Source organism: Kitasatospora nipponensis (assembly GCF_039528135.1).
GTDB lineage: Bacteria > Actinomycetota > Actinomycetes > Streptomycetales > Streptomycetaceae > Kitasatospora > Kitasatospora nipponensis.
Genome location: NZ_BAAALF010000075.1, coordinates 1 through 20020 on the forward strand (window position 1 = coordinate 1; position 20020 = coordinate 20020).

Annotated in this window: 19 protein-coding genes and 1 pseudogene; 10 read left to right on the forward strand and 10 right to left on the reverse strand. The window is 74.4% G+C overall.

Features of this window, described 5'->3' with window-relative positions:
- Positions 1–376 (reverse strand): annotated as a pseudogene (locus ABD323_RS20905) (hypothetical protein); the annotation flags it as partial.
- Positions 373–996: a helix-turn-helix transcriptional regulator gene (locus ABD323_RS20910; RefSeq protein WP_344443320.1), complete on the reverse strand. Its 624-nt coding sequence runs from the start codon at positions 994–996 to the stop codon at positions 373–375. The gene ABD323_RS20910 and the pseudogene ABD323_RS20905, both read right to left, overlap by 4 nt.
- A gap of 407 nt (positions 997–1403) precedes the next feature.
- Here ABD323_RS20910 and ABD323_RS20915 point away from each other — a divergent pair, with 407 nt between their 5' ends.
- On the forward strand, positions 1404–2855 hold the full coding sequence (locus tag ABD323_RS20915; protein ID WP_344443321.1) for an amidase: 1452 nt from the start codon (positions 1404–1406) through the stop codon (positions 2853–2855).
- A 160-nt stretch (positions 2856–3015) separates the two neighbouring features.
- A complete protein-coding gene (locus tag ABD323_RS20920; RefSeq protein ID WP_344443322.1) occupies positions 3016–4332 on the forward strand; it encodes a lipase family protein in 1317 nt (438 codons plus the stop codon).
- 103 nt (positions 4333–4435) lie between these two features.
- Here the strand turns inward: ABD323_RS20920 and ABD323_RS20925 are convergent, their stop codons facing one another.
- Positions 4436–4831, reverse strand: a complete 396-nt coding sequence (locus tag ABD323_RS20925; RefSeq protein ID WP_344443323.1) for a nuclear transport factor 2 family protein — start codon at positions 4829–4831, stop codon at positions 4436–4438.
- 166 nt (positions 4832–4997) lie between these two features.
- The gene (locus ABD323_RS20930; protein ID WP_344443325.1) at positions 4998–5924 is read right to left on the reverse strand and encodes an NAD-dependent epimerase/dehydratase family protein; all 927 of its coding nucleotides are present in this window, start codon (positions 5922–5924) and stop codon (positions 4998–5000) included.
- 141 nt (positions 5925–6065) lie between these two features.
- Here ABD323_RS20930 and ABD323_RS20935 point away from each other — a divergent pair, with 141 nt between their 5' ends.
- Positions 6066–6776: a TetR/AcrR family transcriptional regulator gene (locus tag ABD323_RS20935; RefSeq protein ID WP_344443326.1), complete on the forward strand. Its 711-nt coding sequence runs from the start codon at positions 6066–6068 to the stop codon at positions 6774–6776.
- A gap of 146 nt (positions 6777–6922) precedes the next feature.
- Positions 6923–7831 carry an NADP-dependent oxidoreductase gene (locus ABD323_RS20940; protein WP_344443327.1) on the forward strand — a complete coding sequence of 303 codons (909 nt, stop codon included), beginning with the start codon at positions 6923–6925 and terminating at the stop codon, positions 7829–7831.
- Positions 7832–7967: 136 nt separating this feature from the next.
- Here the strand turns inward: ABD323_RS20940 and ABD323_RS20945 are convergent, their stop codons facing one another.
- Positions 7968–8288: a carboxymuconolactone decarboxylase family protein gene (locus ABD323_RS20945; protein ID WP_344443328.1), complete on the reverse strand. Its 321-nt coding sequence runs from the start codon at positions 8286–8288 to the stop codon at positions 7968–7970.
- Positions 8289–8518: 230 nt separating this feature from the next.
- On the opposite strand from ABD323_RS20945, the gene ABD323_RS20950 reads away from it, so the two are divergent.
- Positions 8519–9043, forward strand: a complete 525-nt coding sequence (locus ABD323_RS20950; protein ID WP_344443329.1) for a hypothetical protein — start codon at positions 8519–8521, stop codon at positions 9041–9043.
- Positions 9044–9098: 55 nt separating this feature from the next.
- Here the strand turns inward: ABD323_RS20950 and ABD323_RS20955 are convergent, their stop codons facing one another.
- Entirely contained in the window at positions 9099–9986 is an 888-nt protein-coding gene (locus ABD323_RS20955; protein ID WP_344443330.1) for a maleylpyruvate isomerase family mycothiol-dependent enzyme, read from the reverse strand.
- A gap of 364 nt (positions 9987–10350) precedes the next feature.
- Positions 10351–10647, reverse strand: coding sequence for a class I SAM-dependent methyltransferase (locus ABD323_RS20960; RefSeq protein ID WP_344443331.1), 297 nt, complete (start codon positions 10645–10647; stop codon positions 10351–10353).
- Between the two features lie 595 nt (positions 10648–11242).
- On the opposite strand from ABD323_RS20960, the gene ABD323_RS20965 reads away from it, so the two are divergent.
- Complete coding sequence (locus ABD323_RS20965; protein ID WP_344443332.1) at positions 11243–11692, forward strand: DUF4429 domain-containing protein; 450 nt, start codon at positions 11243–11245, stop codon at positions 11690–11692.
- Between the two features lie 534 nt (positions 11693–12226).
- Here the strand turns inward: ABD323_RS20965 and kdpB are convergent.
- Positions 12227–14200, reverse strand: a complete 1974-nt coding sequence (kdpB, locus tag ABD323_RS20970) for a potassium-transporting ATPase subunit KdpB (RefSeq protein WP_425556091.1) — start codon at positions 14198–14200, stop codon at positions 12227–12229.
- A gap of 254 nt (positions 14201–14454) precedes the next feature.
- On the opposite strand from kdpB, the gene ABD323_RS20975 reads away from it, so the two are divergent.
- The gene (locus tag ABD323_RS20975) at positions 14455–14937 is read left to right on the forward strand and encodes a universal stress protein (protein ID WP_344443335.1); all 483 of its coding nucleotides are present in this window, start codon (positions 14455–14457) and stop codon (positions 14935–14937) included.
- Between the two features lie 323 nt (positions 14938–15260).
- Here the strand turns inward: ABD323_RS20975 and lysA are convergent, their stop codons facing one another.
- A complete protein-coding gene (lysA, locus tag ABD323_RS20980; RefSeq protein WP_344443337.1) occupies positions 15261–16640 on the reverse strand; it encodes a diaminopimelate decarboxylase in 1380 nt (459 codons plus the stop codon).
- Positions 16641–16708: 68 nt separating this feature from the next.
- A complete protein-coding gene (locus ABD323_RS20985) occupies positions 16709–16939 on the reverse strand; it encodes a hypothetical protein (protein ID WP_344443338.1) in 231 nt (76 codons plus the stop codon).
- Between the two features lie 400 nt (positions 16940–17339).
- Here ABD323_RS20985 and ABD323_RS20990 point away from each other — a divergent pair, with 400 nt between their 5' ends.
- The 3 genes from ABD323_RS20990 (at position 17340) to ABD323_RS21000 (ending at position 20013) form a co-directional block, all read left to right on the forward strand.
- Positions 17340–17768: an SAV_915 family protein gene (locus tag ABD323_RS20990; protein WP_344443339.1), complete on the forward strand. Its 429-nt coding sequence runs from the start codon at positions 17340–17342 to the stop codon at positions 17766–17768.
- Between the two features lie 281 nt (positions 17769–18049).
- On the forward strand, positions 18050–19267 hold the full coding sequence (locus tag ABD323_RS20995) for an aromatic acid exporter family protein (RefSeq protein ID WP_344443340.1): 1218 nt from the start codon (positions 18050–18052) through the stop codon (positions 19265–19267).
- A complete protein-coding gene (locus ABD323_RS21000) occupies positions 19174–20013 on the forward strand; it encodes an FUSC family protein (protein ID WP_344443342.1) in 840 nt (279 codons plus the stop codon). The genes ABD323_RS20995 and ABD323_RS21000 overlap by 94 nt, the downstream gene beginning before the upstream one ends.
- The last annotated feature ends 7 nt before the right edge of the window (positions 20014–20020 follow it).

Sequence of the window (20020 nt, forward strand, 5' to 3'; positions counted from 1 at the left end):
CCCGGGGGACGGTGACCCGCTCGGCGATGACCAGCAGGCGGTGCGCACCGGGCCGGGCCGCCGGCAGGCAGGCGTCCAGGGCCTCGTCGACGGTGGTGACGGCGGCGATCAGGACGGTCTCCGGCGACCACTCGCAGGCCGCCGCGACCCCGGCCCGGCGCAGGACGGCCGCGAGCGCCTCACGGCGGTCCGGGTCGGCCGCTCTCAGGTGCACCCGGGGATGCTCACCCGGCCACCGGGCCCGCCCGGGCTCCGCCCCGCGCCGCACCCGCCCGTCGGGGTCCGCCCCTGCGGCGTCCAGCGCACCGGCGTCCAGCACTGCGCCGTCCAGCACATCGCCGTCCAGCACGTTCGTCATCGCGACCGCGGTGCTCACAGCAGCCCCCCGCGCAGCGCGTAGGCCACCGCGTGGGCGCGGTTGCGCAGCCGGAACCGCTGGGTGATGTCGCGCACCACCGAGGTCACGGTCCGTACCGAGTAACTCAGTTCCTGGGCGATCTCGCCGGTCTCGCGCCCGTCGGCGACCAGTCTCAGCACCGCGCGCTCCCGGTCGCTGAGCCCGGGACCGCTCCACGGCGGCCGGGCGGCCACCGCCGGCCGTCCGTCGGTGCGGTGGTCCAGCAGCGGGTCGAGCAGGTCGGTCGGCACCGTGCAGTCGCCACCGGCCGCCGCCAGGACGGTGCGCACCAGCCGCTCCATGCTGGCCTCCCGCCGGCGCAGCAGTCCGCGGGCCCCCACCGCGATCGCCCTGCGCGCCTCGATTGGCGCCAACTCGGTTGCCACCAGCACTACTTCGGGATGATGTGCCTCGCCTCTGGCGGTCCCCACCAGGTGCAACACCTGGTCGTCCACCCGGTCGACGATCACGACGGCCACCCTGGCCGGTTCGTGCGGCAGCACCATGGCGATGTCCGGGCTGCCGTACAGCGTGCTCTTGGCCCCGGCGTCCAGCACTGGATCGAGTGCGAGAACGCTGACGGGCAGGAGGTTGTCCATGGAAGGCTCCTCGATCGGCTTCTGGTCAGCCTCTCGGCTCGGCAGCATCGACGCACCCGGCCGGGCGCCGCAGCGGTGCCGCTTCCCCCGCGCTCCCCGCACAGCTTCCACCGACCGGCCGCCCCCGGGCGGGCAGGACCCGGGGTGCGAGCGACGACGGAGGAGGAAGGACTCTCAACGGGATGCTGGCACCCCGGCGCACCGGCCGTATGGGGGCACCTCGCGCATCTTTGTGCGGCGACCACCCACCCACGTCCCGCCGACCCGGCGCGACCACCACCCACCCGCGGATCCACCCGCTGCGCCGACTGCGGCGCACCGCCCGCCGGATCCGTCATCGAGGCGCCGATCCTCTTGAACGAAAAGGTATTTCGTGGCCTGTCGGAGCGGCGGTTACGGTCCCAGCCATGGACTGGATCTTTCGAACGGCCGAGGAACTCCGCATCGCCCTGCGCGCCGGTGACGTCTCCTCGGTGGAACTGACCGACGAGGCGATCGCCCGCATCGAGCGGCACGACGCGGCGATCAACGCGATCTGCGAGCCGGATTTCGACCGTGCGCGAGCCGCCGCACGCGACGCCGACCGGGCCCGCGCCCGCGGCGAGGACCGGCCGCTGCTGGGCATCCCGGTGACGGTCAAGGAGTCCTACGACATCGCCGGGCTGCCCACGACCTGGGGCATGCCGCAGCACCGGGACCACCTGCCGGCCGAGGACGCGGTGCAGGTGTCACGCCTGCGGGCCGCGGGCGCGGTGATCCTCGGCAAGACCAACGTGCCGCTGGGACTGCAGGACGTGCAGAGCTTCAACGAGATCCACGGCACCACCAACAACCCCTGGGACCACGGCCGTACGTCGGGCGGGTCCTCCGGCGGATCGGCGGCGGCCCTGGCGTCCGGCTTCGGCGCGCTGTCGATCGGCTCCGACCTCGCGGGCTCGTTGCGCACCCCGGCGCACTTCTGCGGTGTCTACGCGCACAAGCCCACCCTCGCACTGGCGCCGATCCGCGGCATGGTCCCGCCGCTGACACCGGCGCTGCCGACCGACCACGACCTCGCCGTCGTGGGCCCGATGGCGCGCTCGGCCCGCGACCTCGCGCTGCTGCTCGACGTCATGGCCGGGCCGGACCCCCTGACGTTCGGTGTGGCACACGCCCTGACGCTGCCGCCCGCGCGTCACGAGCGGCTCGGCGACTTCCGCGTCCTGGTCCTGGACGAGCACCCCTTCATCCCGACCGGGTCCGCCGTGCGGGCGGGCGTGAACCGGGTGGTCGACGCCCTGGTCGACGGCGGCGCCCGCGTGGAGCGGCACAGCCCGCTGCTGCCCGATCTGGCCGAAGCCGCCCTGCTGTACACGCAGTTGCTGTTCTCCGGCGCCGTCGCCCGGTTCCCCGTCGAAGCCGACGAGCAACTGCGCTCCCAGGCTGCCGCGTTGAGCGCGGACGACCGGAGCCTGAACGCGGCGCGGCTGCGCGGCATGGTGCTCAGCCACCGCGACTGGATCGAGGCGAACAACCGTCGCGAGCTCCACCGCCACGGCTGGCGCCGGCTCTTCACCGAGTTCGACGCCGTTCTCTGCCCGATCACGCCCACCCCCGCCTTCCCGCACGACCACCACCCCGACCCGAGGCAACGCCGGCTCGACATCGACGGCGTCGCGTACCCGTACTTCGACCAGCTCGTCTGGGCCGGCGTGGCCACCATGCCCGGCCTCCCCGCCACCGCCATACCGGCGGGCCGCTCCCCCGAGGGCCTGCCGGTGGGCGTCCAACTCATCGGCCCCGCCTTCGAGGACCGCACCCCGCTGCGCCTGGCCGAACTTCTGGAAGAGCGCATCGGCGGCTTCCAGCCACCGCGGTAGAGCGCGACAGGAGGGCGGCCGGGCCCCGCAACATGCGCGGATCATCACGATAAGTGACTTCCTGCTCACCGAAAGATAATCTCGGCTCGACCATGACAAGCCTGCCGAGCGCCGCCGCCACAGGGCCGCCGGCGACCGGCGTCGAGCAAGGGAAGACCCGATGAGAGCTTGGCTACGGGCGGGCGCTGCCGCCGCCTTCGCCACCCTGCTGGTCCTGCCGGGGCTGGGCACGGCGGCCGCGGACGGCAGCCGCGGTGGGGGCGGCGACGGTGACCGCGGGGCGCGCTGCGCGCCCGGCGCTCCGCTCGGCCCCGACGGGGACGCCTTCTACGAGCCGCCCTCACCGCTGCCCGCGGGCCGGCACGGCGACCTGATCTGGGCGCGCCGCGTCGACGCCCCCGGGCACGCCCACGCGTGCCGGATCCTCTACCTCTCCACGCTGCACGACGGCACGCCGGTGGCAGTGTCGGGCCTGGTCGCCTGGCCCGACGGGACGGCGCCGCGCGGCGGGCGCGACGTGGTGGCCTGGGCGCACGGCACGGTCGGCGGACCGCGGCAGTGCGCGCCGTCGGCCGCGCCCGATCCGGCCCGGAACCTGGTCGACTACTTCACCTACCAGAGCCCCTACCAGATCGACGTCGGCGTGCCCGCGCTGACCGACTTCCTCGACACCGGCGACGTGGTGGTGGCCACCGACTACCAGGGCCTGGGGACCCCGGGCGTGCACCAGTACGTGGTCGCCGCGACCGAGACGCACAACGTGCTGGACTCGGTCACCGCCGCCCGCCGGCTGCGCTCGGCCCGCGCGAGCAACCACACGGCCGTACTGGGCTGGTCGCAGGGCGGCGGCGCGGCGGTCTTCGTCGGCCAGGACACCTCCGGCTACAGCCCGGACCTCGACCTGGTCGGGGTGGCCGCACTGGCACCGGCGGCCGACCTCGGGCCGCAGTTCGAGGGCCTGGTCCCGCCCGGTCCGCGCAACGACTCCTCGGAGTCCCACAACGCGGCCCTGCGGGTCAACGTCTACCGGGGCTTCCTGGCGGCCTACCCCGAGCTGCGGGCCACCGAGGTCCTGCAGCCGGCCGGGCTGCAGGCGCTGGAGGGCGACGGGACCGCCTGCATCGAGCACTTCGCGGACGTGATCCAGAACAACGTGGGCGACGCGCACCAGTTGGACACGCTCTTCCAGCCGCTGCGCGACGTGCCGCAGTCCTGGCACCGGCGCTTCCACGAGAACACCCCGGGCTTCGTGGCCCCGGTGACCCCGGTGCTGGTCATGCAGGGCACCGCCGACACCGTCATCAACCCGCACTCGACTCAGCAGTACGTGGACCGCGCCTGCGCCTTCGGCCGGCCGGTCGAGTACACGACCTACGAGGGCGCCACCCACAACACGATCCCCTTCGAGGCACAGCAGCAGTACCTGTCGTGGATCGCCGACCGGTTCGCCGGCGCGGCGGCCCCCTCCACCTGCTGACCCGCTCCCCTCGCACCCGAACCGCCACCGCCCGGCCGCGCGCTCCCCACGCGGTCGGGCGCCTCGGTGCGGCCGGGCGCGACGGTGGGGGCCTGTTGGCCCGTCAGGCCCAGAAGTCGTCGGCGGCCGTCATGTCCTCCAGGCACTCGTCGAGGTCGGTGATCTTCTCGCCGACGATCCGGAACACGATGCCGCCCGCCAGGTCGAGCGTGCGGCCGGCCCGCTCACCGTTGACCCGGTGCACCGCCATCACGTGCCCGCGGCCGTCGACGAAGACCTGCTGGAGTTCGACCCGGAAGCTGCCGTTCGTCTCCGCGGCCAGCCGCCCGTAGTAGCCGAGGACCGCGTCCACACCCTTGAAGTCGCCGGCCAGCGGATGGTTGCCGGGCACGTGCTGGGTGCAGTCGGACGTCATCATGCCCCGCAGGGTGTCCATGTCACCGCGTGAGAAAGCCGCGTAACCCTTGCGGATCAGCGCGGCGTGGGGGTGCTCAGCCATGGCGTGTCGCCACCTTCCTGGACGAACAGGGATTTCTGGCTGCCATCTCCACCCTGACACCGCCCGGCCCGACGAGCCACCGCTCCACCCCGCCCCCACTCCCCGCCGCCGAAGGGCCGTGCCGCGATGGCCCGACGGGTCGGCGGGGGCGCGGATCGCCGCCCGGTCAGGCGGCCGGCGGCAGGCCGTCGACCGTCTCCCGCAGGGCCGTCTCGAACGGGGTCGGGGTGATCCCGAAGGCGGCCGTGGCGGCGGAGGAGTCCAGCACGAACGGGCCCCGGAACTGGTACTGGGTCTCCCGCAGTTCACGGACCATCGGGACGGCGAGGCCGCCGAGCCAGAGCAGGGCGCCCGGCATCACGGCCAGCCGCGGGGCGGGCCGGTCGGCGAGCTCGCAGGCCCAGGTGACCACCTCGCGGATCGAGCGCGGGGGCTCGGTCGGCACGTGCCAGGCGCGGCCCCAGGCCTGCTCGTCCGTGGCGGCGGCGACCAGGGTGCGGGCGACGTCGCCGACGTAGGTCCAGCTGTGCGGGGCGTCCAGATCGGCGGGGACGGTGGCGCGCCGGCCGGCCAGCGCCTTGGGCAGGGCGAGCGCGGCCAGCAGCGTCTGGACGCCGGCGCCCAGGTAGTCGCTGCCACGGACCTCGGTGACGCGCGCCTCGCCGGCCTCGTGGGCGGCGAGCGCGTCGCGCCACATCCGGGCGCGGACCTCGCCCTTGTGGCCGGCCGGACGCAGCGGGGTCCCTTCGGTCATCGGGCCGTTCACCCGGCCGTAGCCGTACAGGTTGCTGGTGGTGGCCAGCACCGCACCGGTGTGGCGGGCGGCGTTGAGCAGGGCGGTGGCGAGCGGCGGCCAGTCGGTGGGCCAGCTGGTGTAGGGCGGGTTGGCGCAGTTGTAGAGCGCGGCCGCGCCCTTGGTGTGCGCGGTCAGTGCCGCTTCGTCGGTCGCGTCCGCGCGGACGAGCTCGACGGCGGGGTGGCTGGGGCCGGTGCCGCGGCGGGTCACCAGGCGGACCTGTTCGCCGCGGTCCGCGAGCAGGCGGGCGGTGGCCGAGCCGACGGGGCCGGCGCCGACGATCACGTGCAGAGACATGGCTGACGACCTTCGAGACTGGTGCTTCGGAGAGAGAACACTGTTCTCTCGGGTGCCTCCAGCATGCTGAGAGCAGTGCTCAATGTCAAGAACAGTGTTCTCTTATCGTGCCACTGTTCACCGATGTGCGAGAATGCCCGCATGGCAGCGCGAAACCTCCGCGCGCGGGTGCGCGAGGAGATCACCGAAGAGATCCGCTCGGCCGCCCGGCGGCGGCTGGCGGTGGACGGCGCCGACCTCTCGCTGCGCGCGGTGGCTCGCGACGTCGACCTGGTCCCCTCCGCGCTCTACCGCTACTTCCCCAGCCGCGACGCCCTGCTGACGGACCTGATCACCGAGGCCTACCAGGCCCTCGCGCAGTGCGCCGAGACGGCCGAGGCCGCGGTGCCCAGGGCCCACCACCGCGAACGCTGGCTGGTGCTGTGCCGCGCGGCGCGCGGCTGGGCACTGCGCCATCCGGCCGAGTACGCGCTGATCTACGGCAGCCCCGTCCCCGGCTACGCCGCGCCGCCCGACACCGTCGCCCCGGCCTCCCGGGTGATCCTGGCCCTGATCGGCATCCTCTTCGACGCGGCCGCCGCCGGCGCCCCGGTCGCCGAGGCGGCCGGACCGCTGCCGCCCGCCGTCCACGCGGACCTGCACCGGCTGCTCACCGAGTGGCCGGGGCCGACCCCCGCATCCCTGCCGTCCGCCCCGGAACGGGTGCTCGCGATCGCGCTCACCCTGTGGACCCAGCTCTTCGGCCTGCTCGGCTTCGAGGTCTTCGGCCGGCTCGAGGGCATGGTCGAGGCCCGCGAGGCCTACTTCGACCACCAGCTCACCGTGCTGGCCGACCTGGCCCGCCTCCGCTGATCCCGCTCCGCCCTCGCACCGGTCCCGGCCCGGCCGGACGACCCACCCCGTAGCCCGACTCGGAGCGCCGGGCGGCGGGGTGCGCTCCATAGTGGGAGGGATGGTCCGGGCCCGGTGGTGGCCCGGCGACACCGGACGGAGCGGACATGCTGGCAGTGACCTACCCGCAGTACGGCGACCCGGCGGTCCTGGAGGTCGCCACCGTGCCGGAGCCGCACGCCGGCCCCGGACAGGTGCGCATCGCGGTGCGCGCGGCCGGGGTGAACCCGATGGACTGGAAGATCCGGGCGGGCTACCTGCGCGACATGGTCCCCACCACCTTCCCGGCGATCCCCGGCCTGGAGGCCGCCGGCGTCGTCGACGAGGTCGGCGAGGGCGTGTCGGACGTCGCGGTGGGCGACGAGGTGTTCGGGACCGGCCGGCAGACCACCGCGCAGTTCGCGGTGCTGGACCACTTCGCCCGCAAGCCCGCCGACCTCAGCTGGGAGCAGGCCGGCGGGCTCGCGGTGACGGCGGAGACCGCGCAACGGGCGCTGGACCTGCTGGGGCCCACCGCCGGACAGACGCTGCTGATCGAGGGCGCGGCCGGCGCCGTGGGCAGCGCCACCGCGCAGTTCGCCCGCGCGGACGGGGTCACCGTCGTCGGCACCGCCGGCGAGGCCAACCACCCCTACCTGCGCTCGCTCGGGGTCCTGCCGACCACCTACGGACCCGGACTGGCCGAGCGGGTGGCCGAGCTCGCGCCCGGCGGCGTCGACGCCGTCCTCGACACGGCGGGCAAGGGCTCGCTGGAGGACCTGGTCGCCATCGCCGGCACGCCCGACCACGTCCTGACCATCGCGGACTTCGGCGCCGGGCGGCTCGGCGTGCGGACCACCGCCGAGGCGCAGGCGTTCCACGCCCTGCCCAGGGCCGCCCGGCTCGTCGAGGAGGGGAAGTACGCGGTGCGGATCGCCGCGGTGCACCCGTTCACCGAGGCGGCCGAGGCGCACCGGCTGAGCCAGCACGGCCACGCCGCCGGCAAGATCATCCTGCGGGTCCCGGCCACCGCCTGAGGCGCGAGGGCCCACCGTCGTGCCACGCCGTCGCACCCCTCGGTCGTGCCGCCCGCGCCGAGCCCCCGCGGGGGGGGGGGGGGGGGGGGCTCGGCAGGGATGCGGCGATGATTCAGCGGTGGCCCGACCGGCGGGACTACCCGCCGAGTTCGGTCTCGGCCACGGCGATGACCACGCCCAGGGCCTCGGTGATGTGGGTGGCCGCCGACATGACGCGCGCGGTGCCGACGATGGGCGCGATCGCGACCAGGACGTCCTGCAACTGGCTCGCGGTCACATCGGCCTCGACCGCCGGGTCGAGGTGGGCGAGGTACGACATCGGCGGCGCGTCCATGGCGACGAGCGCGGCGATGCGGGTCAGGATGAGCATGTCCGCGGGCAGCCCGCACCGCTCGATCGAGTCGAGGGTCATGGCGGCCAGGGTGTCGAGGACGGGTGTCTCGGATGATGTGGTCATGGGCCATCTCCTGAGGTCGGCCGGGAGCCGGCGCGGCCGTGGGGAGCTGGATCCCCTGCACCGGATCCTCACCCTCCACCATAGGGACCTCTGGCCCGACCGCATCCCGCACCGCCTCCCGCCCGCCCGCCGCGGGCCGCCGGGCACGGGCCGGCGGCGACCGGGCAGGTCCCGCTTCGCAGGAGTTCCGCCCCCCGGCTGGAGCCGGGGGTATCCACGAAAGGACTCAGATGAACAGTCCAGTCGTCCCGTCCCCGGCCGGGGAGCACGGCGGGCCGCCCGCGGCGAAGCGCACGGACTACGCGGGCGCGGTCTACGGCTCCATGCTCGCCGCCTCGGTGGTGGCGACGGCCGGCGTCGTCGGCCAGTTCCCACGCGTCCAACTGGCCGTCATGCTGATCGTCACCGGTCTGGTGTTCTGGGCCGCCCACGTGTACGCCCGGCTGGCGGGCGAGCGGCTGGTCGGACAGGCGATCAACTGGCGCGAGATCCGGCTGGTCGCGGGCCACGAGTGGTCCATCGTGGAGGCGGCCCTGCTCCCCGCGGCGGTGGTCCTGATCAGTCCGGTCCTCGGGCTGGGGCTGTCCGGGACGGGCTGGCTGGCGCTGGGCGTGGCCGTGGCCCAGCAGGTGATCTGGGCGTGCCTGGGCGCGGTCCGGGCCGGTGCGAGCCGCCGTCAGGCGGCGGTGGAGGGGCTGGCCAACCTGGTCCTGGGCCTGATCATCGTGGCCGCCAAGGCGGCCCTGGGGCACTGAGCCGCGAGCCTGGGACCCTGAGCCGCGGGCCTGGGGCACTGAGCCGCGGCACCGGTCAGGGCGCCCGGAAGTAGCCGGGGAAGCCGAGCGCGAGCCAGGGCCTGCGGCCGCCCGCGCGGATCCCGCCCCGGGCCATCGCCTGCCACCGGGTGCGGCGGCCGAGCGCCAGCAGGAAGAAGGTGACCGGCTCGGTGACGATCACGCAGTCCGGGCGGCTCGGCGGCCGCGGCACCACCGTCACCGTGCCGTCGTCCACGGTGACCTCGAAGAGTTCGCCGCCGCGCAGGCCGACCGCGTACCGGATCCGGCGCCCGGCGCTCGCCTCGGGGACCGCCACCCGGGGCATCGCGGTGAGCAGGAACGGCAACGAGAGCTCGACCCGCTCACGATCGATCATGTGCGGGCGCCGCAGCGCGCGGGCCAGGTCGTAGCCGTGGCCCAGCTGGTGGGTCAGCAAGTAGCTGGCCAGCGTGGCCTGGTCCATCGGCCCCAGCGGCGTGAGCACCGCCTCGGTGCCGGGCCGGGCGGCGCTGTGCTCGGCGAAGGCCCGGGCGTGTTCGACGATGGCGTCGGCCAGCACGGCCGGGTCGCGTTCGGGGTACGCGGCGAGGGAGTCCTCGTTGGCCGCCGCGAGGGAGTCCGGGCTGCCGTCGCCGTAGCCGCGCTCCAGGCCGCGGGCGAGGTCCGCCATCAGCCCGTTGGCCAGCGCGAGGTGGGCCGCGGCCTCGCCGATCGACCAGGTCGAGCCGGGGACCGGCGCGTTCGGGTCGGGCGCACCGCGCAGGACGGCGGCGATGTCCTCGGCGGCGGCCACGTTCACCGCCAGCAGCCGCGCCTGCGTCGCGGACGACCCGGCGAAGAGCCCGGCGGGCGGCGCGGCGGCCGGGGCGACGGGCTGCGCGGCGGGCGGCAGGTCGGGGGGTACGGCGGAGGGCTCGCTCATGGTGAGGAAGCCTGGATCACCGGCGCCCGTCTGTCCAGACCTCGGCGCGTCCCGCCGGCCCCGGGACGGGGGCGCAAGGGCGCCGACCTTCGGCGTCCAGGTGAGCGTCCGCATCGCCGGCCCGGTCGCCGGCGGGACGGCGAAAGCACCCAAGAGTCACCCGAACGGCGGGATCACGCGATCCGACCCCCGCCCGGCCGATCGCCCACTCCAGTCCAACTCCCGCTTCTGTCGGTCGAGTTCAACCGAGGCCGTCGCCGTCCCCGCGGAAAGAACACGTGGACGCCCCGATCGCCCTCGCGGGAGACTGCGGTCCCTGACTTCCTCGCACACCACCGCACGACCACTCGGGGTTGGGATGGAATCATCTGAACCGCGCCACGGCCCGCCAGGCCGGGCCTCGGTGCTCCTCGCACTTCGTCACTACACGCGCGAGCTCACCCGCTCGCCACACCTCGCGCTGCCGGCCATGCTGCTGCCGGCGCTTGGCCTGGTGGTCCGCCGCGATCCGCAGCACCGTGTCGGCCGACCCGGGCTCGCCGTTCCCGTAACGGCCCTCGCCCGCGTACCCGGCCAGGTACACGACCTCGCCACCGCTCTTCGAGCCCGTGATCCCGCCGAACTTCGGTGTGTAGCGGCTGAGCAGCGCGTGCTTGAACACGCTCGGCAGAGCAGGTGCGTCCCAAAACTCCCCGAAGTGCCGTTCGACATCCGTCCCCCTTCACGACCAGTGGCGCATGTCAGGCGGTGCTCGATCAAGCGTGACGGAACTGCGCCACCGTCGCAAAGACCTCGTATCGGCCGAGGGTGGTGGTCGCCGCACCCTTCGTTCTTCCGCGTCAACGGCGGAAGCCCCGCCGGGGATCGCGGGCATCGACATTGCCGAACGGCTCGAACCACACGGCTGGGCGCAGGTCTCCGGCGCCCACCCACTGATTGGTGCCGTCCTGGAAGAACATGTCGGTGCAGGAACCGCTGTCGTAGTCGTCCCGATGGACGGGCAGCTCGGCGTGGTCGGACGACTTGTCCGCGGCGAGTTCGCACAGCGCCCCGTGCGGCGGCGGCCTGGTCCTCCTGCCTCTCGGGCCAGGTGGCGAGTGAGCCCGGGCCGACGGGCCAGGCGCGGGCGAGCGCCCGGGTCACGGCCTGCCGCAGGGAGGCGGCCGGGGCGTGGATCGACGTCAACAAGGGTTGACGCTGTAACAGCTCGGCGAATCCCCGACCTGCCGCCCCGGCTGGCTGCCACACTCGGCGGCATGATCGAAGCAACCAGCCGCATCGCCACCATCTCGTTCGACGGCCGGACCGTGAACATCACCCGACCCCGCGGCGGGCTCGGCGTCGACCAAGGCACGCGGACCTATCCCATCGGCCACGTGTCAGGCATCCAGTGGCGGCCCGCGACAGTCATGCGGGCCGGCTACCTGCGCCTCTCCGTCCCTGGCGTGGCCGAGGTGCGCGGAAAGCGGGGCCGGGAGGTGGATCCGCTTCGGGATGAGCTGGCTGTGCCCTTCGGTCGCGGCAGCCAGCAGGCGTTCGAGGCGGTGCGCGATGCGATCCAGTGGGCCCTCTCTGCACAGGCCGGCCCGGCTCCGGCTGCTGGCGGCTCGTTGGCGGATGAGCTCGCCAAGCTGCAGCAGCTCCTTCAGGCGGGCGCCCTCAGCCCGGCCGAGTTCGAGCAGGCGAAGGCGCAGCTACTGGGCTGAGGTCGAGGGACCACGTACCAGATTTGGTAGGTGCTCCCGAGACGGCTGCGCTCCTCGCGATGTAACTGCTTTAGTACGTGGGCGCCGACGGCGCCCCATGGCAGGTACCTGCCCATCGGCGCAGACCAGGAGGATCGGATGACCGCCGTCAGCGAGCCGTGGGCAATCGAACGGATCAGCGACGCGCTCGGCAGTCCGATCGTCCGACCTTCGTCCTGCTGGGCCTGCTGACCGTACTGGGTGCCATGGTCCTCGCCGCGTTCCAGGCGTGACAGCGCAGCCGTGTCAGCAGTGCGTCATAAGTGGGCACGGCCTCGTCAAGGAGCTGTCAGGAACGACGTTCGACCCACGGCGGCCTGCGTAGCGTCGCGACTGCCCCGCGCGGCCCCCGGGCAGTCGCCTGTCCTTCCCCTGGCGGCTGCCGGCGGGGGCCGGGGATCCCGGCGCCCGGTCCGGCTGACGGGTGTGGAGCCCGTGACCTGGGCATCGTCGAACTGCCGTCAGTCATCGGTGGGTTGCCCGCCCGCGAGCTGGTCAGGCGGGGCAACCACGACAAGCCCCAGCCCGTCGTTCTCGTCGTGGTCGTGAAGCGCCTGACCGAGGGCCGCCGATCTTCGACGAACACACCGCGCGCTGCTGCCCGGCGCACCGCCCAAGGCCTCGCGCGGCGAGGTGATTATTCGTCAGAGCATCGTGTCTCAAGGCCTGTTGGCCCTCATCGAGCGACTCCGGGCCTGATCGCCCGGCGACGGGGAGCGCGCGGCGCGGGCGTCGGGCCGGTCGTACCCAAGTCCGCCCTCGTCGGCGAACTCTCCCCGGGTACGCGTCGTTGGTGCCGTCGCCGGTCATCGCGACGAGCTTTCCCGCCGCCTGCTCGCGCCTGATCAGGGCGAGCTTGTCCTCGGGCGTGGCCTCGGCGAGGAAGTCGTCCACCCCGGCCTCCTGCGCGATCGCCTGCGCCGTGCGCGGATTGTCGCCGGTGACCATCACCGTGCGGATGCCCATCCGGCGCAGCTCCGCGAAGCGCTCGCGGATGCCGTCCTTGACCACGTCCTTCAGGTACACCAGGCCGAGGACCCGGGCTCCGTGCCGATCGTGGACGGCGACCAGCAGCGGGGTGCCGCCGAGCGCCGAGATGGCGTCGACCGCCTCCAGTACCTCGCCGGGCACCAGTCCGCCCCGCTCGTACACCCAGACCGAGATCGCCGAGGAGGCGCCCTTGCGGACCTGGACCTGCGGCGCGTGCGGCCAGCTGAGGTCGACCCCGCTCATCCGGGTCTGCGCGCTGAACGGCACGAACTCCATGTGCCCCAGTTCGCCCTCGGCCCGCTCCCGCAGCCCGTACCGCTTGGCCAGGACCACGATCGAGCGGCCTTCGGGCGTCTCGTCGGCCAGCGACGACAGCTGCGCGGCCTCCGCGAGCTGGAACTCCGGCACGTCCGGGGCCGGCAGGAAGCGGACGGCCTGGCGGTTGCCGAAGGTGATCGTGCCGGTCTTGTCGAGCAGCAGCGTGTCCACGTCCCCCGCCGCCTCCACCGCGCGCCCCGACATGGCCAGCACGTTGCGCTGCACCAACCGGTCCATGCCGGCGATGCCGATCGCCGAGAGCAGCGCGCCGATGGTGGTGGGGATCAGCGCCACCAGCAGCGCGACCAGCACCGGGGTGGACTGCTCGGCGCCCGCGTAGATGGCGAACGGCTGGAGGGTGACCACGCTGAGGATGAAGACGATGGTGAGCGAGGCGAGCAGCAGGTTGAGCGCGATCTCGTTCGGGGTCTTCGTCCGTTCCGCGCCCTCGACCAGGGCGATCATGCGGTCGATGAAGGTCAGGCCCGGCTTGGAGGTGATCCGCACGACGATCCGGTCGGACAGCACCTTGGTGCCGCCGGTCACCGCGCAGCGGTCGCCGCCGGCCTCGCGGATCACCGGGGCCGACTCACCCGTGATCGCCGCCTCGTCGACCGCCGCGATGCCCTCCACCACGTCGCCGTCGCCGGGGATCGTCTCCCCCGCGTCCACCACCACGAAGTCGTACAGCCGTAGGTGTTCGGCGGGCACCGGCTCCTCGTCGTACCGGTCCAGGCCGATCCGCCAGCTGCGCAGGCGCCGCGCCACGGTACCGGTCCTGGCCCGGCGCAGCGACTCCGCCTGCGCCTTGCCCCGGCCCTCGGCCACCGCCTCGGCGAGGTTGGCGAAGACGACGGTGAGCCAGAGCCAGCCGCTGATCAGCCAGGCGAACAGGCTCGGCTCGAGCACCGCCGACAGGGTGGTGAGGGCCGAGCAGACCTCGACCACGAACATCACGGGGTTGCGCACCATCGTGCGCGGGTGCAGCTTGCGCAGCGCCTCCGGAAGGGCGGCGAGCAGTTGTTTGGGATCGAACACGGCGCCTGCCACGCGGTGTCGGTGGCCGGTGGGCGCGTCCGACGGGTGGGCCGGCGGCGCCGGCGGGTCGGGCGTGACGGTCTGGTCGGGGGGCGAGCGGCTGCATGCGGCGGACCTTCTCAGGCTTGGGCCGGAACGGGAGGCCGGCCCCTGGGCCGACAGCTCAGCGAACCGTGCCGGCCCCGCCGGAGTGATCTCGCTGACAGCATCCTGATGGTGAACCGGGCGTCCCTGACGGAGTGTTGACAGCGGTGACTCATCAGGAAGCCGTCAGGAGGGCCACCGAACGCGTAGCGGCCGTGTCAAAAGCAGCGGCTTCCTCTCCCGGCAGGTGTCGGATGGGGACCGGGTAGGTCCGTGCGGAGGGAGTGGTGACGATGATCGAGGAACCTCGCGTCGTGGTCGGCGTCAACGACACGCTGAGCAGTCTGGCCGCCCTGCACCGCGCGGTCGACGAGGCGCGGGCCCGCGGCGCCCAGCTGGTGCCGGTGGCCGCCTGGTCGGGTGGCACCGAGCTGCGGCCGGTCTCGGAACTGGAGTACGCGGCACACGAGCGCCTGGCCACCGCCTTCGACCAGGCCTTCGGCGGCCTCCCGGGTGACCTGACCGTGCTCCCCCTGGTCGTCCGGGACCTTCCGGGTCCGGCGCTGACCCGCATCGCCGACCGGCCGGGTGACCTGCTCGTGCTGGGCTGCGGCCACCGCGGTCGCAGAGAGCCGGCCCGGCAGAGTTCGACCGTCCGCCACTGCCTGACCCACGCGACGTGCGCACTGCTCGTGGTGGATGAGACCGAGCTGCTGGAGAGCCTGGAAGCCGCCGTGGGCCTCGCTCCCGCACGTGTGGTGATCACCGCACGCTGACCCGGCGGCCCCCCGCGGTCCGGCGAGAGGGTGCGGGGCGCGGCCTTCGACAGTTGCCGCGCCCCTCCTCACCACTGGCCGCCGGTGCCGACCCGGTGCGAGCCACCGGGCCTGGGAACGGGCCATCGGCCGGAGCCGCCTCCTCCCTCCAGGAGCGAGGCGGTTCCTTCCTCCCGGCCGACGCTATCCGCGGCCGGCCCGGGCCGGCCCTTCCCTGACGGCCTCCTGGCGGTCCCGGGGCTCATCTTGACGGCGTGCTGACGGCCGCTTCCTCTCCTCACCGGCCGTCGGCACGCGCGCAGCCGGGCTCAGGTCCGCGGTGGCTACCGTCCGACCTCGCGGCTGAGGAAGTCCTCCACCGTCTCCCGGCGGATCAGCTGCCGGGCCCGGCCGTCCCGGACGGCGACCACGCCGGGGCGGCCGACCAGGTTGTAGCTGGAGGCCATCGACAGTTGGTAGGCGCCGGCCACCGGCACGGCCAGCAGGTCGCCCGCCCTGATGTCACCGGGCAGCTGCGCGCCCGGCACCAGGACGTCGCCCGCCTCGCAGTACCGGCCGACCACGTCGACCTCACACGGCTCGGCCTGCGAGGACCGGCCCACCAGACGGGCCTGGTAGCGCGCTCCGTACAGGGCGGGGCGCGGGTTGTCGCTCATCCCGCCGTCCACGGCGACGAAGACCCGCCCGTCGGTGCCGTGCTTGACCGCCAGCACCCGGTAGATCGCCACTCCCGCGGGCCCGACGACCGCCCGGCCGGGCTCGACGAGCAGGCGCGGCACGCTCAGCCCGTGCTCGGCGCAGGCCGAGGCGAGCCGCTCGCGGACCCGCCGGGCGAAGTCGGCGAGGTCGAGTTCCGGGTCACCCGCGAGGTAGGGCACGCCGTGGCCGCCGCCCAGGTCCAGCTCCGGGAACTGCACACCGTGCCGGTCGCGGATCTCGGCGAGCAGCGTCACCATGCGGTCGATCGCGGCCAGGTAGGGCTCGACCCCGGTGATCTGGGAGCCCAGGTGGCAGTGCAGGCCGACGAGCGCGAGGCTCGGCTGGGCCAGCACCCGGCTCACCGCCTCCGCCGCGTCACCGCCCTCGATCGACAGGCCGAACTTCTGGCCCGTCACCCCGGTGCGCACCGCCGTGTGGTGGCCCGCGGCCACTCCCGGCAGGACGCGGACCAGCACGCGCTGCGGTTCGTCGGCGATGGCGAGCGCGGCGAGCCGGGGAATCTCGGCCAGGCCGTCGATCACGATCCGCCCCACCCGCAGGCGCAGCGCCAGGCGCAGTTCCTCGGGGCTCTTGGCGTTGCCGTGCAGCAGCATCCGCTGCGGCGGGAATCCCGCCGCGGCGGCCAGCCGCAGCTCGCCCACCGAGCAGACGTCCAGCCCCAGACCCTCCTCGGCGACCCAGTCGGCCATCGCGCTGCACAGGAACGCCTTGGCGGCGTAGAGCACCTCGGCGTGCGGCAGGGCCGCGCGGTAGGCCCGGCAGCGGGCCCGGACCTCGGCTTCGTCGAGCACGTACAGCGGGGTGCCGAAGCGGTCGGCGACCTCGGCCAGGCCGACCCCGCCCACCACCACCTCGCCCCCGGGCGCCGAGCGGGCCGAGGCGGGCCACGGGCTGCCCAGCGCCCGGCCCTCAGGTGAACGGACCCTGGACGAAAGGCCGTTCGGCCAGGAATCGGGAAGCGGAGGAGCGAAGGCAGCGGCCATGGGTCGGCACTCCTGGTGACGGCGGAAAAGGGGACGAGAGCGACGGGGACGGAACGGACGGCACGACGTCAGTCCACGTAGCCCATCGCGATCCGGCAGCGGGCCCCGGTCGCCCGACGGCCGTCCTCGCGGTGATCGGTCGGGCCGTCGGTGTCATCCGGCTCCGACTGGGCGAGCGCGGGCAGGCGCAGCAGGTCGCGCGGGCGCACCGGACGCTGCACATCGGCGACGGCCGGCAGGCCCCCGCTCCGGCGGTCGTCGACTGCGCTCTCGAGTGCGGTGATGATGCTCATGGTCATCTCAATTCCTTCGGGTGTGATCCCGTGCTCCGGTGCGGGGCGGGACTCGCGGGCCCGGCCGACCGGACCCAACGGGCGGAGAGCGCCCGTCACCAGTGGAGGCCCGACCCGCGGCGATGTCACCTCTCCCTGACGCGGGGATGACGCGATCGGGGGCAGCTTTGACGCAACCCTGATCCACGCTCACCCGAACGGCCCAGTCAGCCCGGGAGCAGCGGCGCCGTCCGCGACCGGCGGGCGACGTCAACGCCGTGTCAGGAGAACGGCCGTGGGGATCAGGACGGCGTCAGGGACGGGCGGCACGACCGCCGCCCCGGGCATAGCTTCACTGCGTACCCCGCCGCATCCCGACCCGACCGCGGCGGAGCACGCACCGGCCGCCACCTCGCGGAGGAACCCCATGGACCAGCGCCACACCCCCAACGACCCGGAGCCCTACGAACCCGCCCCCGCCGGACGCCTGCTCGTCCCCGTCCGGCCGGGACCCCTGGGCCACACCCCCCGCTTCTTCCGCACGCCGCTCGGCGCCCGCACCGCGGTCGCCTTCACCACCGAACGGCGGCTCGTCACCGCACTGGGCCCCGCGCAGCCCTGGATCGCCCTCGCCGAACCGGCCCTGCGCGCCCTTGCCGAGCCGCTGGGCATCGACCGGCTCACCGTCGACCCCGCACTCGTCGCCCCCGCGCCCCGCCCGCTGACCGCGCGCCGCACCCCGGACCGCACCACCCCTGCGGCCACGCCCCGCGAGCGGCGTGCGCCGACCACCGAACCCCGCCCGTGGGCCCCCGCCGCCGCCGCCCCGCGCCCGGGCCGGGCCCCCTCCCGCTGAGCGACGCGGACCCACCCCCAGACCCCTCCGGGCAGGCGCCCTCCCCCTGTGCCTGCCCGGAGGTCGCGCGAACTCGGCCCACCATCGGACGATCACGGTCCCCTTGGACTGACCGCCATGCTCTGGTCCGCCGCCCTCCGCTCCGCCGCCCGTCAGGGTCTCCATCTGGACCGGAGGCTCACCGATCCGCGACGCGCGATACGCGGCGCAGCGGCCGTGGCGCTGGTGAGCTCTTCCCCGCCCTGGCGCTCGGCGGTCCCCGGCTCGCCACCTCCGCGGCGATGGGCGCCTTCATCGCCGGGACCGCCACCTTCCAGCGCAGTTTCCGCCGGCGCCCCTCGCTGGCTCTGGCGGCCGGCACCGACCTGGGCGTCAGCACCTTCCTCGGTTACCTGGCCGGCTCCGTCCCCGGGCTCTTCCCTGTGCTGCTCGCCGCCTGCGCCCTGCCGGCCGGGCTCGCCTGGGCGGTCGGGACGACCAGCGGCGTGGTGGCCGCCACCACCGTCTCGGTGATGCTGGTGGTCGTCGAACTGCCCGTCAGCGTGCCCACCGCGCTCGGCCACGCCGGGCTCTGCGCGGCCGGCGGCGCGGTCCAGGCGCTACTGATCGCCCTGTGGCCCATCGACGGCCGGCGGGCGCAGCGTGACGCGCTCGCCGACGCGTACGCCTCGCTCGCCGACCACGCACGGCAACTGTGCGAGGACCCGACCACGCCCGTCGACCCGGAGCCGCTGATGCAGGCCCGGCACGCCTCCGAGCTCACCCCCTGGCAGGACCGCCACCGGCCGCCGGAGTTGCACGGACTGCGCGGCCTGGCCGAGGAGATGCGGCTCGCGCCGACCGCGATCGTCGACCCGCGCATCGGAGCGCCGACCGAGGGACCCGACGGCGACCGGGCCCGGAAGTTGCGCACCGCCACGGCGGAACTGGTGGCCGAGCTGGCGCAGGCGATCCGGCTCGGCGCCCCGCTCCGCGTTCCCCCGTCCGCGCCGCCGCTGCTGCTCGCCCCGCCCGCCGAGGACGCGCTGCCGCACGGGCCGGCCGGGCTGGTGGCCGGCCGGTTGACCACCCTGCTGGCCCGGGCGGTCGACACCATCGACCACGGCCACCCCGAGGGCCTGGGCGCGCACGCGGCGGCACCCTCGGGCGCACTGCCCCGCCCCTCGCTGCTGGGCCTGGCGCCCGTGGCGGCCCGGATGATGCGGCACCAGATCCGGCCCGACTCGACGGTCCTGCGGCACGCCGTGCGCCTGGCGGCGGTGGTGACGATCGCCGATCTGGCCGCCCGGCTCGCCGGCTTCCACCACGGCTACTGGGCCCCGCTGACCGCCGCCATGGTGATCCGGCCCGACTTCGCCCAGACCTCAGCCGCGGCGTCGCCCGCCTCGCCGGGACCTCGGCCGGCGTGCTGGTCACCACCGTGCTGGTGCAACTGCTGCACCCCGGCGAGTGGTTGTCGGCCATGCTCGCGGTGGCGTGCATCTGCGGCGCCTACCTGACCAATCGGACCGGGTTCGCGCTGATGACGGCCTGCGTCTCCTCGTACGTGGTCCCGCTGCTCGGGCTGCAACCGGGGAACCCGTTCACGACCGCGGTGGAACGGGTCGGCCTGACCCTCGTCGGAGGCACGGTGGCGCTGCTCGTCTACGCGCTCTTCCCGAGCTCAGAGTCGCCCCGGCTCGGCGATCGGCTGGCCGACTGGATCGCCGCCACCGGACGCTACGCCACCGCCGTGCTCACCCTCCACGGCGATCCCGCCGGGCACAGCAGCCGGGAGGTACGCACCGCGCTGCTCGACTCCCGGCAGACCCGGGCGGAGTTCCTGCGGGCGATGCAGCAGGCCGAGGCCGAGCCGGCGCCCGAGTCGCTGCGGTCCCTGTCGGGCGAGCAGTCGGCCCGGGCGCGGGCGGCGGTCGGACTGCTCAGCCGGGCGGCCCTGCTGCTGGAGGCCCACCTGCCGGCGCCCCAGGCCCCGCCGCTGGCGGGCGCGGAGGAGTTCGCGGCGGCACTGCTGGACGCGACCAGCACGGCGGCCACCGCGGTGCGGCTCGGGACGCCGGTCGACTTCAGCCGGCTCAGGGCCGAGCAGCAGGCGTGGGAGGGGCAGCTGAGCGGGCTCCGGGGCGAACGGCCCCGGGTCGTCGCGGCAGCGCTGCGGCTGCTCCTGAAGGCCCTGGACGACCTCGAAGTCGCCCTGTCACCCGACCCGGTACCCCCGGCGCTGGAGATCGGGACCGCTGCCTGATCCCGGC

What these genes read in the sequence shown, in the direction of transcription:
- ABD323_RS20910 (WP_344443320.1), bottom strand. Translation starts at nt 996, where the DNA reads ATGGACAACCTCCTGCCCGTCAGCGTTCTCGCACTCGATCCAGTGCTG.
- ABD323_RS20915 (WP_344443321.1), top strand. Translation starts at nt 1,404, where the DNA reads ATGGACTGGATCTTTCGAACGGCCGAGGAACTCCGCATCGCCCTGCGC.
- ABD323_RS20920 (WP_344443322.1), top strand. Translation starts at nt 3,016, where the DNA reads ATGAGAGCTTGGCTACGGGCGGGCGCTGCCGCCGCCTTCGCCACCCTG.
- ABD323_RS20925 (WP_344443323.1), bottom strand. Translation starts at nt 4,831, where the DNA reads ATGGCTGAGCACCCCCACGCCGCGCTGATCCGCAAGGGTTACGCGGCT.
- ABD323_RS20930 (WP_344443325.1), bottom strand. Translation starts at nt 5,924, where the DNA reads ATGTCTCTGCACGTGATCGTCGGCGCCGGCCCCGTCGGCTCGGCCACC.
- ABD323_RS20935 (WP_344443326.1), top strand. Translation starts at nt 6,066, where the DNA reads ATGGCAGCGCGAAACCTCCGCGCGCGGGTGCGCGAGGAGATCACCGAA.
- ABD323_RS20940 (WP_344443327.1), top strand. Translation starts at nt 6,923, where the DNA reads ATGCTGGCAGTGACCTACCCGCAGTACGGCGACCCGGCGGTCCTGGAG.
- ABD323_RS20945 (WP_344443328.1), bottom strand. Translation starts at nt 8,288, where the DNA reads ATGACCACATCATCCGAGACACCCGTCCTCGACACCCTGGCCGCCATG.
- ABD323_RS20950 (WP_344443329.1), top strand. Translation starts at nt 8,519, where the DNA reads ATGAACAGTCCAGTCGTCCCGTCCCCGGCCGGGGAGCACGGCGGGCCG.
- ABD323_RS20955 (WP_344443330.1), bottom strand. Translation starts at nt 9,986, where the DNA reads ATGAGCGAGCCCTCCGCCGTACCCCCCGACCTGCCGCCCGCCGCGCAG.
- ABD323_RS20965 (WP_344443332.1), top strand. Translation starts at nt 11,243, where the DNA reads ATGATCGAAGCAACCAGCCGCATCGCCACCATCTCGTTCGACGGCCGG.
- ABD323_RS20975 (WP_344443335.1), top strand. Translation starts at nt 14,455, where the DNA reads ATGATCGAGGAACCTCGCGTCGTGGTCGGCGTCAACGACACGCTGAGC.
- lysA (WP_344443337.1), bottom strand. Translation starts at nt 16,640, where the DNA reads ATGGCCGCTGCCTTCGCTCCTCCGCTTCCCGATTCCTGGCCGAACGGC.
- ABD323_RS20985 (WP_344443338.1), bottom strand. Translation starts at nt 16,939, where the DNA reads ATGACCATGAGCATCATCACCGCACTCGAGAGCGCAGTCGACGACCGC.
- ABD323_RS20990 (WP_344443339.1), top strand. Translation starts at nt 17,340, where the DNA reads ATGGACCAGCGCCACACCCCCAACGACCCGGAGCCCTACGAACCCGCC.
- ABD323_RS20995 (WP_344443340.1), top strand. Translation starts at nt 18,050, where the DNA reads ATGGGCGCCTTCATCGCCGGGACCGCCACCTTCCAGCGCAGTTTCCGC.